Origin of the sequence: Nocardioides sp. 31GB23 (genome assembly GCF_040012395.1) — a bacterium.
GTDB lineage: Bacteria > Actinomycetota > Actinomycetes > Propionibacteriales > Nocardioidaceae > Nocardioides > Nocardioides salarius.
In genome coordinates this window covers 1-12,926 of the sequence record NZ_JBDYKJ010000057.1, presented here as the reverse complement: position 1 = coordinate 12,926, position 12,926 = coordinate 1, and the positions used below count along the sequence as shown (strand labels likewise).

11 protein-coding genes are annotated in these 12,926 nt (G+C 74.1%); 7 read left to right on the top strand and 4 right to left on the bottom strand.

The features are described 5' to 3' along the window. Positions 1–12 precede the first annotated feature (12 nt). Both ABKW28_RS16820 and ABKW28_RS16815 read left to right on the top strand, forming a co-directional pair. Positions 13–1,239, top strand: coding sequence for an acyl-CoA dehydrogenase family protein (locus ABKW28_RS16820; protein ID WP_348611674.1), 1,227 nt, complete (start codon positions 13–15; stop codon positions 1,237–1,239). A gap of 5 nt (positions 1,240–1,244) precedes the next feature. Next, the gene (locus tag ABKW28_RS16815; RefSeq protein ID WP_348611671.1) at positions 1,245–1,859 is read left to right on the top strand and encodes a hypothetical protein; all 615 of its coding nucleotides are present in this window, start codon (positions 1,245–1,247) and stop codon (positions 1,857–1,859) included. On the opposite strand, the gene ABKW28_RS16810 is transcribed toward ABKW28_RS16815, so the two are convergent. The 4 genes from ABKW28_RS16810 to ABKW28_RS16795 form a co-directional block, all read right to left on the bottom strand. Further along, positions 1,837–3,084, bottom strand: coding sequence for an MFS transporter (locus ABKW28_RS16810; protein ID WP_348611668.1), 1,248 nt, complete (start codon positions 3,082–3,084; stop codon positions 1,837–1,839). The genes ABKW28_RS16815 and ABKW28_RS16810 overlap by 23 nt on opposite strands. 33 nt (positions 3,085–3,117) lie before the next feature. Then, a complete protein-coding gene (locus ABKW28_RS16805; protein WP_348611665.1) occupies positions 3,118–4,035 on the bottom strand; it encodes a GNAT family N-acetyltransferase in 918 nt (305 codons plus the stop codon). A gap of 55 nt (positions 4,036–4,090) precedes the next feature. Beyond that, the gene (locus ABKW28_RS16800; RefSeq protein WP_348611662.1) at positions 4,091–4,717 is read right to left on the bottom strand and encodes a YceI family protein; all 627 of its coding nucleotides are present in this window, start codon (positions 4,715–4,717) and stop codon (positions 4,091–4,093) included. 156 nt (positions 4,718–4,873) lie between these two features. Beyond that, a complete protein-coding gene (locus tag ABKW28_RS16795) occupies positions 4,874–5,029 on the bottom strand; it encodes a hypothetical protein (protein WP_348611659.1) in 156 nt (51 codons plus the stop codon). A 154-nt stretch (positions 5,030–5,183) separates the two neighbouring features. Between ABKW28_RS16795 and ABKW28_RS16790 the strand changes: the two genes are divergently transcribed. The 5 genes from ABKW28_RS16790 to ABKW28_RS16770 all read left to right on the top strand — a co-directional run bounded on the left by ABKW28_RS16790 (position 5,184) and on the right by ABKW28_RS16770 (position 12,842). Beyond that, positions 5,184–5,477, top strand: coding sequence for a hypothetical protein (locus ABKW28_RS16790; protein ID WP_348611656.1), 294 nt, complete (start codon positions 5,184–5,186; stop codon positions 5,475–5,477). 64 nt (positions 5,478–5,541) lie between these two features. Continuing rightward, positions 5,542–7,386, top strand: coding sequence for a glutamine--fructose-6-phosphate transaminase (isomerizing) (glmS, locus tag ABKW28_RS16785; RefSeq protein WP_193669450.1), 1,845 nt, complete (start codon positions 5,542–5,544; stop codon positions 7,384–7,386). 89 nt (positions 7,387–7,475) lie between these two features. After that, positions 7,476–9,260, top strand: a complete 1,785-nt coding sequence (locus ABKW28_RS16780; protein ID WP_348611653.1) for a DEAD/DEAH box helicase — start codon at positions 7,476–7,478, stop codon at positions 9,258–9,260. A 46-nt stretch (positions 9,261–9,306) separates the two neighbouring features. Next, positions 9,307–11,220 carry a penicillin-binding transpeptidase domain-containing protein gene (locus ABKW28_RS16775; RefSeq protein WP_348611650.1) on the top strand — a complete coding sequence of 638 codons (1,914 nt, stop codon included), beginning with the start codon at positions 9,307–9,309 and terminating at the stop codon, positions 11,218–11,220. A 143-nt stretch (positions 11,221–11,363) separates the two neighbouring features. Then, positions 11,364–12,842 carry an NAD-dependent succinate-semialdehyde dehydrogenase gene (locus tag ABKW28_RS16770; protein WP_193669453.1) on the top strand — a complete coding sequence of 493 codons (1,479 nt, stop codon included), beginning with the start codon at positions 11,364–11,366 and terminating at the stop codon, positions 12,840–12,842. The last annotated feature ends 84 nt before the right edge of the window (positions 12,843–12,926 follow it).

The following is a 12,926-nucleotide window of genomic DNA, read 5'->3' as shown; positions in this document are numbered from 1 at the left end:
TACCCTCGCCACGTGAGCGATGCCGCGACCCCCTACTTCGACCTCGGTCCCGACCACCTCGAGCTGCGCTCGTGGCTGCACGACTTCGCCGCCGAGGTGATCCGCCCCGCCGCCCACGAGTGGGACGAGCGCGAGGAGTTCCCCTGGCCCGTGCTCGAGGAGGCGGCTCGCATCGGGCTCTACTCGGTGGACTTCTTCGCCACCCAGTCGATGGACCGCTCGGGCCTGGGCATCCCGGTGGCGATGGAGGAGATCTTCTGGGGCGACGCCGGCATCGGCCTCTCCATCGTGGGCACCGCCCTGGCCGCGGCCGGGGTGCGCGCGGGCGGCACCGACGAGCAGGTGGTCGAGTGGGTGCCGCAGATGTTCGGCGAGCCGGGCGACCTGCGGCTGGCCGCCTTCTGCTCCTCCGAGCCCGACGCCGGCAGCGACGTCGGCGCGATGCGCACGCGGGCGACGTACGACGAGGCGAGCGACGAGTGGGTGCTCAACGGCACCAAGACCTGGGCCACCAACGGTGGCCTCGCGAACGTGCACGTCGTCACCGCGGTCGTCGACCCCGACCTCCGGGCCCGCGGGCAGGCGAGCTTCGTGGTGCCCCCGGGCACCAAGGGCCTGAGCCAGGGCCAGAAGTTCGCCAAGCACGGCATCCGCGCCTCCCACACCGCCGAGGTCGTGCTCGACGCGGTGCGGGTGCCGGGGCGCTGCCTGCTGGGCGGCAAGGAGCGGCTCGACGAGCGGCTGGGCCGGGCCCGCGACGGCTCCCGCGCCGCGCAGGGCAACGCCAGCATGGCCACCTTCGAGCGCACCCGGCCCGCGGTCGGGGCGCAGGCCGTGGGCATCGCGCGGGCGGCCTACGAGGTGGCGCTCGACTACGCGCGCACCCGCGAGCAGTTCGGCCGCCCGATCATCGAGAACCAGGCCATCGCCTTCGCGCTCGCCGACATGCGCTCGCGCATCGACGCCGCCCGGCTGCTGGTGTGGCGCGCCGCGTGGATGGCCGCCTCGCGCCGCTCCTTCGACGCCGCCGAGGGCTCGATGTCGAAGCTGGTGGCCGGGGAGACCGCGGTGGCGGTGACCGGCCAGGCGATGCAGATCCTCGGCGGCAACGGCTTCACCCGCGAGTACCCCGTGGAGCGGATGGCGCGCGACGCCAAGATCTACACGATCTTCGAGGGCACCTCCGAGATCCAGCGCCTGGTCATCGCGCGGGTGATCTCGGGCGCGCCGATCCGGTGACCCCGGTGGCCCCCGCAGCGCGGCGCCGTCGCTTCCACGGCCGGATCGCCGGCGTCGGGTCGGCCTCGGGTGTGCGGGTGGTGGTCGGGCGCTGGGACCGCACCCCCTGGGGCCCGTTCTCCGACGCGATGGTGGCGCTGCCCTCGGGCCACCGGCTCCTGCTGGCCCCGACCGAGCGGGTCGCCGACTTCATCGCGTCGACGTACACCTTCGACGAGGTGCGGGTCGAGGCGTTCGGGACGACCGGGCCGCCCGGGGCCTGGTCGGTGCGCTCCGTGTCGCTCGACCTCGACCTGGCGGTCGGCGGGCGCACGCCTCTGGGCCGGCTGCTGGCGCTGGTGCCCGACGCGGTGGCGGCGGCGCCGGCCTTCTGCGCGGCCGTCGACCCGGTCGCCCGCGTGGTGATGAGGGGCGTGCGCACGCGCGGCTCGGCCGGCCACGGCCGGCGCGAGTGGTACGGCGCCACCGACCACCACGCCGTCACCGCGATGACCGGGCGCCTCGAGGGCCGGGACCTCGGGGCCCTCGCCGACGTGCACCCGGCGCCCGACTTCGGCTTCTCCTCGACCCCGCGCCGGGCGTCGGTGACCTCGGTGGTCACGACCGTCGAGGTGCCCTGACCCGCCCCCGCCCGGTCACCCGGCCCAGGCGGCCCAGCTGCAGCATCGCCAGCGCACCCAGCGCGGGCCCGGGGGCCAGCAGCCAGAACGCCCACCGCCACCCGACGGCGTCGGCGAGCAGCGGCAGCAGCTGGATGGTCACCACCGAGAGCGTGAAGCCGATCGCGGTCTGCACGCTCAGCGCGGTGCCGACGTAGCGCTGGTCGGCGCTCTCGCTCAGCGCCGTGGAGAAGACGCCGGAGTCGGCGATCACCGACGCGCCCCACACCAGCAGGAAGACCACCAGCAGCGCGGGGCTGCTCGACCACAGCAGCGGGGCCAGCAGGCAGCAGCCCGCGCTGGTGGCCATCGCGGCCACGGCGGCGGGCGAGCGGCCGTAGCGGTCGGCGCCCCACCCGCCCAGCAGTGCGCCCACCAGCCCGGCGACCCCGACGGTCAGGAAGGTCAGGGCGCTCACGCCGGCGCCCGAGAGCGCCCACGCGGGCTGGTGCACCAGGAAGGCCGGCAGCCAGGTCCAGAGGGCGTAGAGCTCCCACATGTGCCCGAAGTAGCCCAGGTTGGCCAGCAGGGGGGCCCGGGTGCGCAGCCCCGCCAGCGCGTGCCGGGCCCGCGGGCGCTGACCGGGGGCCAGCAGCGGGCCGGGACGCAGCACCGTGAGCGCCACGACGCCGGCGCCGAGGGTGAGCGCCGAGGCCGTCAGCATCACCGCGCGCCACGGCAGCGGGCCCGAGGCGCTGATCAGGTGCGGCAGCGCCGAGCCCAGGGTCAGCGACCCGACCAGCACGCCGAAGGCGCGGCCGCGGTCGACCGGCAGCGACCACGACGCCATCAGCTTCATCCCGACCGGGTAGACCCCGGCCAGGAACGCCCCGGTCAGGAAGCGCAGCGGCAGCGCGAGCCACAGCCCGTCGGCGGCCGCGGCCAGCAGGGCGGTCGAGCCCGCCGCGCCGAAGGCGCACAGCGCCACCAGCCGCTGCGGCGGCATCCGGTCGGGCAGGTTGAGCACGCTCGAGGTCAGCGCGCCCACGACGAAGCCGATCTGCACGGCCCCGGTCAGCCACACCACCGAGGTGTCGCCCAGGCCCCACTCGCCGCGCAGCGTCGGCGCGATCGCGGTGGCCGAGAACCACACCGCCAGGCCGAGCACCTGGATCAGCGCCACCAACGAGCGCTGGAGACCGGCCCCGCGCAGGTCGGGGTCCGCGGTGCTCGCCGGGCTGCTCACCGAGACAGCCTCCCAGACCCTGGCGGGCGGGGCTCAGAGGTCGATCGCGCGGTTCACCCAGGTCGAGGAGACCACCATGCCGACGTGCTCGTAGAGCCCGAGCGCGCCGGTGCGCGAGTCGGTGGACAGGTAGCAGCGGGTCGCGCCGTGCCGACGGGCCAGCGCGAAGGCGTCGACCAGCATGGCCGCGGCCAGGCCCTGCCCCCGTCGCTCGCGGCGTACGCCGACCTTGGCGACGTAGCCGCCCGCGCCGGACAGGTGCACGTGCGTGGCGCCGACCAGCTCGCCCGCGCCGTCGTGGAGCAGGCGCAGGTTCCAGGGCTGGTGGCCCTCCCGGCCCCAGATGCGGGCGCCGAAGTCGGCCAACGGCTGGCGGGGCCGCTGCGCCCACTCGAGGAAGCAGTCCTCGAGCAGCGTCCAGGCCGCCTCGTGGTCGGCGGCGGTGGCGTCGCGCAGGGTGTGCCCGGCCGGCAGCGGCGCGTCGGGAAGGCGTACGTCGTCGGGCAGCTCGAGGTCCCAGGCCGTCCAGCGCTCGCGGTAGCCGAGGTCGGCCATCAGCCGGTCGGCAGCGCTGCTCTGCGGCACCTGGCTGCCGATGCGGGTGGCGCCGCGCTCGCGGGCCCGCTGCTGGACCCAGGCCGCGAGCCAGGTGCCGATGCCGCGGCCCTGGTGGGCGGGGTCGACCGCGGCGTAGGCGACGTCGTCACCGGCGTGGTCGACGTACCCGACCAGGCGTCCCTCGGGGTCCTCGACCCCGATGGTGCTGGTGGCGATGTCGTAGCTGGGCCGCAGCCAGTCGGAGCGGATGTCCTCGACGTCGACCTCGGGCGCCCCGAGGTCGACGGTCTCCTCGGCGCGCACCAGGGCGGTGACGGCCTCGGCGTCGGCGAGGACGAGGGGCCGGGTGCGCAGCCCCGGCGGCAGGGCCGGGCCGGCGGTGCGGGTGCTCATCTGGTGATGATGCGCCCGCCGGGCCGGCCCGGCACCTGATTTTCCCCGTGGGGGCTCAGGCGTTGCGGATCGCGGAGACGTCGAAGTCGAGCTTGATCTTCTCGGAGACGAGCACGCCACCGGTCTCGAGCGCGGCGTTCCAGGTCAGGCCCCAGTCCTTGCGGTTGATGGCGGTGCCGCCCTCGAAGCCGATGCGCACGTTGCCGAAGGGGTCCTGGGCCGAGCCGGTGGGCTCGAACTCGATGGTGACCGGTCGGGCGGTGCCCTTGATGGTCAGGTCGCCGGTGATGGCCCAGTCGGCGCCGTCGCGGGCCACGGAGGTGGAGACGAACGTGATGTCGGGGTGGGTCTCGGCGTCGAAGAAGTCGGCCGAGACGAGGTGCCCGTCGCGGTCGGCGCTGCCGGTGTCGATCGAGGCGGCCTTGATGGTGAGGCTGACCGAGGAGGCGGCCGGGTCGGCGGTGTCGACGTGGGCGGTGCCCGACCAGTCGGTGAAGTGGCCGCGCACGGTGGTGACCATCGCGTGCCGGGCGCTGAAGCCCAGGCGGCTGTGGCTGGCGTCGATGGTGTAGTCGCCCGAGATGTCCTCGAGGACGCTGGTGGGGGCGTCGAAGCCGGCGGCCGGGGCGGTGCTGGTCGCGCTGGTCGTGTCGGTGGTGGTGTTCTTGCGGAAGATGGCCATGGCGGTCTCCTGAGGTTGGTGGGTGAATCTTCAACTACCTCAAGGCGGGAGTGTGTCGATCCATTCCCGGCGACGGAAGAAATCTTTCGCACGCACGACGAGCCGCGCCCCGGGTGGGGCGCGGCTCGTCGTGTGCTGGATGCGGTGCGGGACGCCTCAGGCGGCCTGGGCGGGCTGCGTCGCCGGGGCGGCAGCGGCCGCCGAGGCGGTCTCGGGCGTCGTCCAGCGCGACTCCAGGTGCGAACGTCCGTCCGCGTCGGTCACCATCACCCAGCTGCGGGTCGGGCCACCGGTCATCTGCGAGTCCGTCATCGGACACCTCCTGTTCACCTTCTGTTCACTTAAGGTACCACGGCAGATGTGACCGGATCCACCGACGGTGAAGGAATGGTCGACTCCCCCGGTTCCTGCCCGAATTCGGGCAGGATGTTGCGCGACGGGTGGTCGATCCAGCAGATTGTGGCTCGTGACGGTCCCACGACGAGCGGCCGACGCCCCCGACCCGGTGGCGCCGCTGGTGCAGCACCTCGTCGCCACCACCGGCCTCGACGAGGCCGAGGCGCGCCGCGTCGTCGGCGACGTCGTCGCCTTCCACCGCGAGGGCGTCGACGACTACGTACGCCGCCGCCACGCCGCGCTGCAGGCGCGCGGGCTGCGCAACCCCGAGATCTTCACCCGCGTCGCGGCCGAGCTGGCCGAGCGCGTGGTGGCACCACCCGCCCTCTCCGAGCGCCAGCTGCGCCGGATCGTCTACGGCTGAGGCCGTCCACCCCTGCACGTCCACCCTGCACGAACCACGGCACGACCACCCAGGAGGCACCACCATGTGCGGAATCGTCGGCTACATCGGCACCCAGCAGGCAGCCCCGCTGCTGCTCGAGGGGCTCGGCCGCCTCGAGCACCGCGGCTACGACTCGGCCGGGATGGCCGTGCTCGGCACCGGCGGTGCGCTGCGCGTGGCCAAGCGCTCGGGGCGGGTGCGCGACCTCGCCGAGGAGGTGCCGGCCCGCTTCGGCGGCAAGGTCGGCATCGGCCACACGCGCTGGGCCACCCACGGCCCGGCGACCGACCACAACGCGCACCCGCACACCGACGTCGCGGGCCGCGTCGCGGTCGTGCACAACGGCATCCTCGACAACGCCTCCTCGCTGCGGGCGATGCTCGCCGACGAGGGCGTCGAGCTGGCCTCCGACACCGACACCGAGGTGCTGGCCCACCTGGTGGCCCGCTCGGGCGCCGACACCCTCGAGGGCCGGGTCGCCGACGCCCTGGGCGCCGTCGAGGGCACCTACGGCCTGGCGGTCGTGCACGCCGACTTCCCCGACCGCATCGTGGTAGCCCGCAACGGCAGCCCGCTGATCGTCGGCGTCGGCGACAAGGAGATGCACGTGGCCAGCGACCTGGCCGCCCTGGTGCGCTACACCACCACCGTCGCCTACCTCGACGACGGCGAGATGGCCACGGTGACCGCGCAGGGCTTCACCACCTACCGCCACGACACCGCCCAGCTGCACCGCACCCACCGTGACGCCGCCCGCGTCGACGTCGACCCGGCGGCGTACGAGATCGGCGAGCACGAGTCGTTCATGCACGCCGAGATGCTCGAGCAGCCCCGCGCCGCCGAGCGGGTGCTGCGCGGCCGGCTCGACGAGCGCTTCGGCACCTCCCACCTGGGCGGGCTCAACCTCGACGCCCGCGAGCTGCGGGCCATCCGGCGCGTCAAGATCCTCGGCTGCGGCTCCGCCTACTACGTCGGGCAGATGGGCGCCTCGATGATCGAGGAGCTGGCCCGCATCCCCGCCGACGCCGAGGCGGCCAGCGAGTTCCGCTACCGCGACCCGGTCATCGAGCCCGACACGCTCTACGTGGCGGTCAGCCAGTCGGGCGAGACCATCGACACCCTGCTCGCGGTGCAGGAGATCCGCCGCAAGGGCGGGCGCGTAGTCGGCCTGGTCAACGTCGTGGGCAGCGCGATCGCCCGCGAGTGCGACGGCGGCATCTACCTGCACGCCGGCCCGGAGGTGGCCGTGGCCAGCACCAAGGCGCTGACCACGATGTTCCTGGCCTTCTCGCTGCTGGCCCTGCAGCTGGGCCGGGTGCGCGACCTGTCGATCGCCGACGGCAAGCGGCTCATCGCCGGCCTGCAGCAGCTGCCCGAGCAGATCCAGTCGGTCCTCGACCGCGACGACGAGCTCGCGAAGGTCGCCGAGCGGCTCGCCGCCAGCGACAGCCTCTTCTTCATCGGCCGGGTCCGTGGCTTCCCCGTGGCCCGCGAGGGCGCGCAGAAGTTCAAGGAGATCACCTACCGCCACGCCGAGGCGTACCAGACCTCCGAGCTCAAGCACGGCCCGCTCGCGCTGATCAGCGAGGACGTGCCGACGGTGGCGCTGGTGCCCGACGACGAGCTGGTCGAGCGCAACGTCGCGGCCCTGCACGAGATCGCCGCGCGTCGCGGCCCGCTGGTCGTGGTCACCCACGAGGGCGTCGACCTGGGCGACCTGTCGGCGGCGCCCGGCACGCACCGCATCGACGTGCCGCGCAACGAGCGCGAGATCGACCCGATCCTGCTCACCATCCCGCTGCAGGTGCTGGCCTACCACGCCGCCAAGCACCTGGGGCTCGACGCCGACAAGCCGCGCAACCTGGCCAAGTCGGTCACCGTGGAGTGACCCCTGCGGTGACCCGGGCGGCGGGGCGTGATCCAGGCCACCGCGCGCAGGAATCGGGGCCGACGGCCGAGACGCACTACCTTATGGCAGTGACTTCCTCTGACACCGACCCCACGACCGTCGACGAGCAGGTTCCGACCTTCGTCGATCTCGGTCTGTCCGAGCCGGTGCTCAAGGCACTGTCCGACGTGGGCTACGAGACCCCCTCGGCCATCCAGGCCGCGACGATCCCGACCCTCCTCGAGGGCCGCGACGTCGTCGGCCTGGCGCAGACCGGCACCGGCAAGACCGCCGCGTTCGCGCTGCCGATCCTCTCCAACCTCGACATCTCGCAGAAGAGCCCGCAGGCGCTGGTGCTCGCCCCCACCCGCGAGCTCGCCCTGCAGGTCTGCGAGGCGTTCGAGAAGTACGCCGCCCGCATGCGCGGCGTGCACGTGCTGCCCGTCTACGGCGGCCAGGCCTACGGTGTGCAGCTCTCGGCGCTGCGCCGCGGCGTCCACGTGGTCGTCGGCACCCCCGGCCGGATCATGGACCACCTCGAGAAGGGCACGCTCGACCTGTCGCAGCTGCGCTTCCTGGTGCTCGACGAGGCCGACGAGATGCTCAACATGGGCTTCGCCGAGGACGTCGAGACGATCCTGGCCGACACCCCCGACGACAAGCAGGTGGCGCTGTTCTCGGCCACCATGCCCGCGCAGATCCGCCGGCTGTCCAAGAAGTACCTGTCGGACCCGGCCGAGATCACGGTCAAGCGCAGCGCGACCACCGCGGCCAACATCACCCAGCGCTACCTCACGGTCTCCTACCCGCAGAAGGTCGACGCGCTGACGCGCATCCTCGAGGTCGAGAACTTCGAGGGGATGATCGTCTTCGTCCGCACCAAGAACGAGACCGAGACCCTGGCCGAGAAGCTGCGGGCCCGCGGCTACTCCGCGGCCGCCATCAACGGCGACGTCGCCCAGGCCCAGCGCGAGCGCACCGTCAACCAGCTCAAGGCCGGCAAGCTCGACATCCTGGTCGCCACCGACGTCGCCGCCCGCGGCCTCGACGTCGAGCGGATCAGCCACGTCGTCAACTACGACATCCCCACCGACACCGAGTCCTACGTGCACCGCATCGGCCGCACCGGCCGCGCGGGTCGCACCGGTGACGCGATCTCGTTCATCACCCCGCGCGAGCGCTACCTGCTCAAGCACATCGAGAAGGCCACCAAGCAGCCGCTGACCCAGATGCAGCTGCCGACCGCCGAGGACGTCAACACCACCCGGCTGGCGCGCTTCGACGACCAGATCACCGAGGCGCTGGCCGACACCGCGACCATCGACCGCTTCCGCGACGTGGTGGCCCACTACGTGCGCGAGCACGACGTGCCCGAGGTCGACGTGGCCGCGGCCCTGGCGGTGCTCTCGCAGGGCGAGACCCCGCTGCTGATCGACCCCGAGGCCGACCGGGCCCGCGCCCAGCGCGAGGAGCGCCGCTCCGCGCCGAGCGGGCGCGACGAGCGCTCCGGCCAGGCCCGCGCCGAGCGGGCCCCGCGCCGCGGCGGCGACGCCAACCTGGCGACGTACCGCATCAACGTGGGCAAGCGCCACAAGGTCGAGCCGCGCCAGATCGTGGGCGCGCTGGCCAACGAGGGCGGCCTCTCGCGCAGCGACTTCGGCAAGATCCAGATCCGGCCCGACTTCTCGCTCGTCGAGCTGCCGGCCGACCTGGGCCCCGAGGTGTTCTCGGCACTGGCCGACACGCGCATCTCGGGCAAGCTGATCGAGCTGCGCGCCGACAACGGTCCCCGCGGCGGCGGCTCCCGCCCGCCGCGCGGCGACAAGCCCGCGGGCGACTTCGACCGCAGGAAGCCGCGCCACAAGAAGCCCTGATCCTGCCTGCACCCGTCCTGGGGGCGGGTGCTGGTAGGAACGTCGCATGCGACGACTCGGGACCCTGGCCCTCCTCGGTGCGGGGGTGCTCGCCTCGGCGGGCCTCACCGGCTGCGACCAGGTCGCCGACACGCTGAGCGGGCCCGAGCCGCGCCCGGCCGCCGAGGCGTACGCCGCCGCCCTCGCGGCGGGCGCGCCGGGCTCCGTGCCGCTGGCCGAGCCGGCCGCCGCTGCCGCGGACGAGGCCCACGCCGGGCTGGTCGCGGGCCTGGAGCCGGCCTTCGGCGGCGTCGAGCCCCGGGTCGAGGTGCTCGACGTCAGCCGCAGCGGCGACGTCGCCGAGGTCGACCTGGGCTGGACCTGGGCGCTGCCGGCGGGCGAGTGGTCCTACGAGTCGACCACCAGCCTGCGCCTGGTCGACGACGAGTGGCGCGCGGTGTGGCAGCCGGGCGTGGTCGAGCCCAGCCTGGTCGAGGGCGAGGTGCTCGACGCCTCCACCCTGGGCGCGTCGCGGGGCGACGTCGTCGGCGCCGGGGGCGAGCCGATCGTGACCGAGCGGCCGGTCGTGCGCCTCGGGGTCGACCGAGGGGCGGTCTCGCCGAAGCAGGCGGTGCGCGCCGCCGAGCGCCTGGCCGGGCTCGCCGACCTCGACGTGGCGGCGTACCGCGACCGGGTCGAGGCGGCGGGGGAGCGGGCCTTCGTCGAGGCGATCGTCTACCGGGCCGCCGAGGTCCCGGGCCCGGTGGCCCAGGCCGCCGAGTCCACCGCGGGCGTGGTCGCCATCGCCGACGAGCAGCCCCTGGCCCCGACCCGCGACTTCGCCGCCGAGCTGCTGGGCAGCGTCGGCGAGGTGACCGCCGAGATGATGGCCGACCAGCCCGGCGTCTACCGCATGGGTGACCGGGCCGGCCTCTCGGGCCTGCAGGCGCGCTACGACGAGGAGCTGCGCGGCAGCCCGGGCATGCTGGTGCGCGCCGTCGACGACGCCCCCGGCGCCAGCGGGGGCGAGCGCGAGCTGGTGGCGATGCCGGCCACCGACGGAGACGACCTGGTGCTCAGCCTCGACGTCGACCTGCAGCGCACCGCCGAGCAGCTGCTGGCCGGCGTCGGCCCCGCCAGCGCCCTGGTCGCCCTGCGGCCCAGCACCGGTGAGGTGCTGGCGGCCGCCAACGGGCCCGGGGTCGGGGCGACGAACGTCGCGACGTTCGGCCAGGCGGCGCCGGGCAGCACCTTCAAGATCGTCACCAGCCTGGCGCTGCTGCGCTCCGGGCTGACCCCGGGATCGACGGTGCGCTGCACCCCCGGCGTCGTCGTCGACGGGCGCCGCTTCACCAACTACTCCGACTACCCCGCGGCCGACCTGGGGCCGATCCCGCTGCGGCGGGCGATCGCGAGCTCGTGCAACACCGCCCTGATCGCCGAGGGCGGGCGCATCGACGGCACCGACCTCTACGACGCCGCCGCCACGCTGGGCCTGGGCATCGACCACGACCTCGGCTTCCCGGCGTACTTCGGCAGCGTGCCCCAGCCCGAGACCGACACCGAGGCCGCCGCCGCGCTGATCGGCCAGGGCCGGGTGCTGGCCTCGCCCATGGCGATGGCGGCCGTGGTCGCCAGCGTGCAGGAGGGCGCGACCGTGGTGCCGACGCTGGTCGAGGGCTACACCGACGACCCGCCCGAGGGGGCCGCACCGCTGACGAGGGGCGAGGCCGAGGCGCTGCGCTCGATGCTGCGCGAGGTGGTGGTCTCGGGCAGCGGTCGCGGGCTGGCCGACCTGCCCGGCCCGGCCGTGCTGGCCAAGACCGGCACCGCCGAGTTCGAGCGCGACGGCGAGGTGCTCACCCACGCCTGGATGGTGGCCGCCCAGGGCGACCTCGCGGTCGCGGCGTACGTCGAGGTGGGCGAGTCGGGCTCGCGCACCGCGGGCCCGCTCGTCGAGGCGATGCTGCGAAAGAGGTGAACCCCTCGCCGCATGGGGTCGGCGAGGGGTCCACAGCCGTCTTCTGAGTGCTCCCTCCGAAGTCGACGTGTCCGAGTATGCCACGACCCGCCGGACGGGTGAAGGGCGTTGGGTGGAGCCGGTCGTGGTGCGAGGATCGCGCCATGACCGGTCCCGACCTGACCCCCGACCTCGCCGCCCTGCTGCCCGACGAGCACCGCCGACTCCTCGTGGGGGGCCGCTGGCGCGACGCCGAGGACGGCGCCACCTTCACCGTGCACGACCCGGCCGACGGCTCGGTGCTGACCCGGGTCGCCGACGCCTCCGTGGGCGACGCCGTCGAGGCGCTCGACGCCGCGGTGGCCGCCCAGCCCGCCTGGGCCGCGACGCCGCCGCGTGAGCGCGGCGAGATCCTGCGCCGCGCCTTCGAGATGATCGCCGACCGGGCCGACGACCTGGCGATGCTGATGAGCCTCGAGATGGGCAAGACCGTCAAGGAGGCCAAGGGCGAGGTCGGCTACGGCAACGAGTTCTTCCGGTGGTACTCCGAGGAGGCGGTGCGCATCCACGGCCGGTGGATGCAGGCACCGGCCGGCGGCAGCCGCCTGCTGACGATCAAGAAGCCCGTCGGGCCGTGCTTCTTCGTGACCCCGTGGAACTTCCCGCTGGCGATGGGCACCCGCAAGATCGGCCCGGCGGTCGCCGCCGGCTGCACGATGGTGGTCAAGCCGGCGGCCCAGACGCCGCTCACGATGCTGGCGCTGGCCGCCATCCTCGGCGAGGCGGGGCTGCCCGACGGGGTGCTCAACGTGCTGCCCTCCACCCACGCCAAGGAGATGAGCCAGGCGCTGCAGGGCGACGACCGGCTGCGCAAGGTCTCCTTCACCGGCTCGACCGGCGTGGGCCGCACCCTGGTGCGCCAGTCGGCCGACCAGCTGCAGCGGGTGAGCATGGAGCTGGGCGGCAACGCCCCGTTCCTGGTCTTCGCCGACGCCGACCTCGACGCCGCGGTCGACGGCGCGATGGTGGCCAAGATGCGCAACATGGGCGAGGCCTGCACCGCGGCCAACCGCTTCCTGGTGCACCAGGACGTCGCCGCCGAGTTCGCCGAGAAGCTCGCCGCCCGGATGGGCGCCCTCTCGCTGGGCCGCGGCCAGGACGAGGGCGTCGACGTCGGCCCGCTGATCGACGAGGACGCGGTCGACTCGGTCGCCCGGCTGGTCACCGACGCCGTGCACGACGGGGCCCGGGTGGTCACCGGCGGCGGACGCCCCGACGGCGCCGGGTGGTTCTACCAGCCGACCGTGCTCCTCGACGTGCCCGCCGAGTCGGCGATCAACACCGAGGAGATCTTCGGCCCGGTCGCGCCGATCACCACCTTCACGACCGAGGACGAGGCCGTCGCGGCCGCCAACGCCACCGAGTACGGCCTGGCCTCCTACGTCTACACCCGCGACCTGTCCCGCACGATCCGGATGGCCGAGGCGCTCGACTTCGGCATGGTCGGCGTCAACACCGGCCTGATCTCCAACCCCGCGGCACCCTTCGGCGGCGTCAAGGCCTCCGGCTTCGGCCGCGAGGGCGGCTTCGAGGGCATCGAGGAGTACCTGGAGACGACGTACGTCGCCCTCCCCGTCACCTGACCCGGCCCAAATCTGGCTCTCCTGTCTCTTCCGTGGGTCATGTGCGCCCGGGGAGGGTGGGCCGGTGGCCGCCGAGGTTGAGCA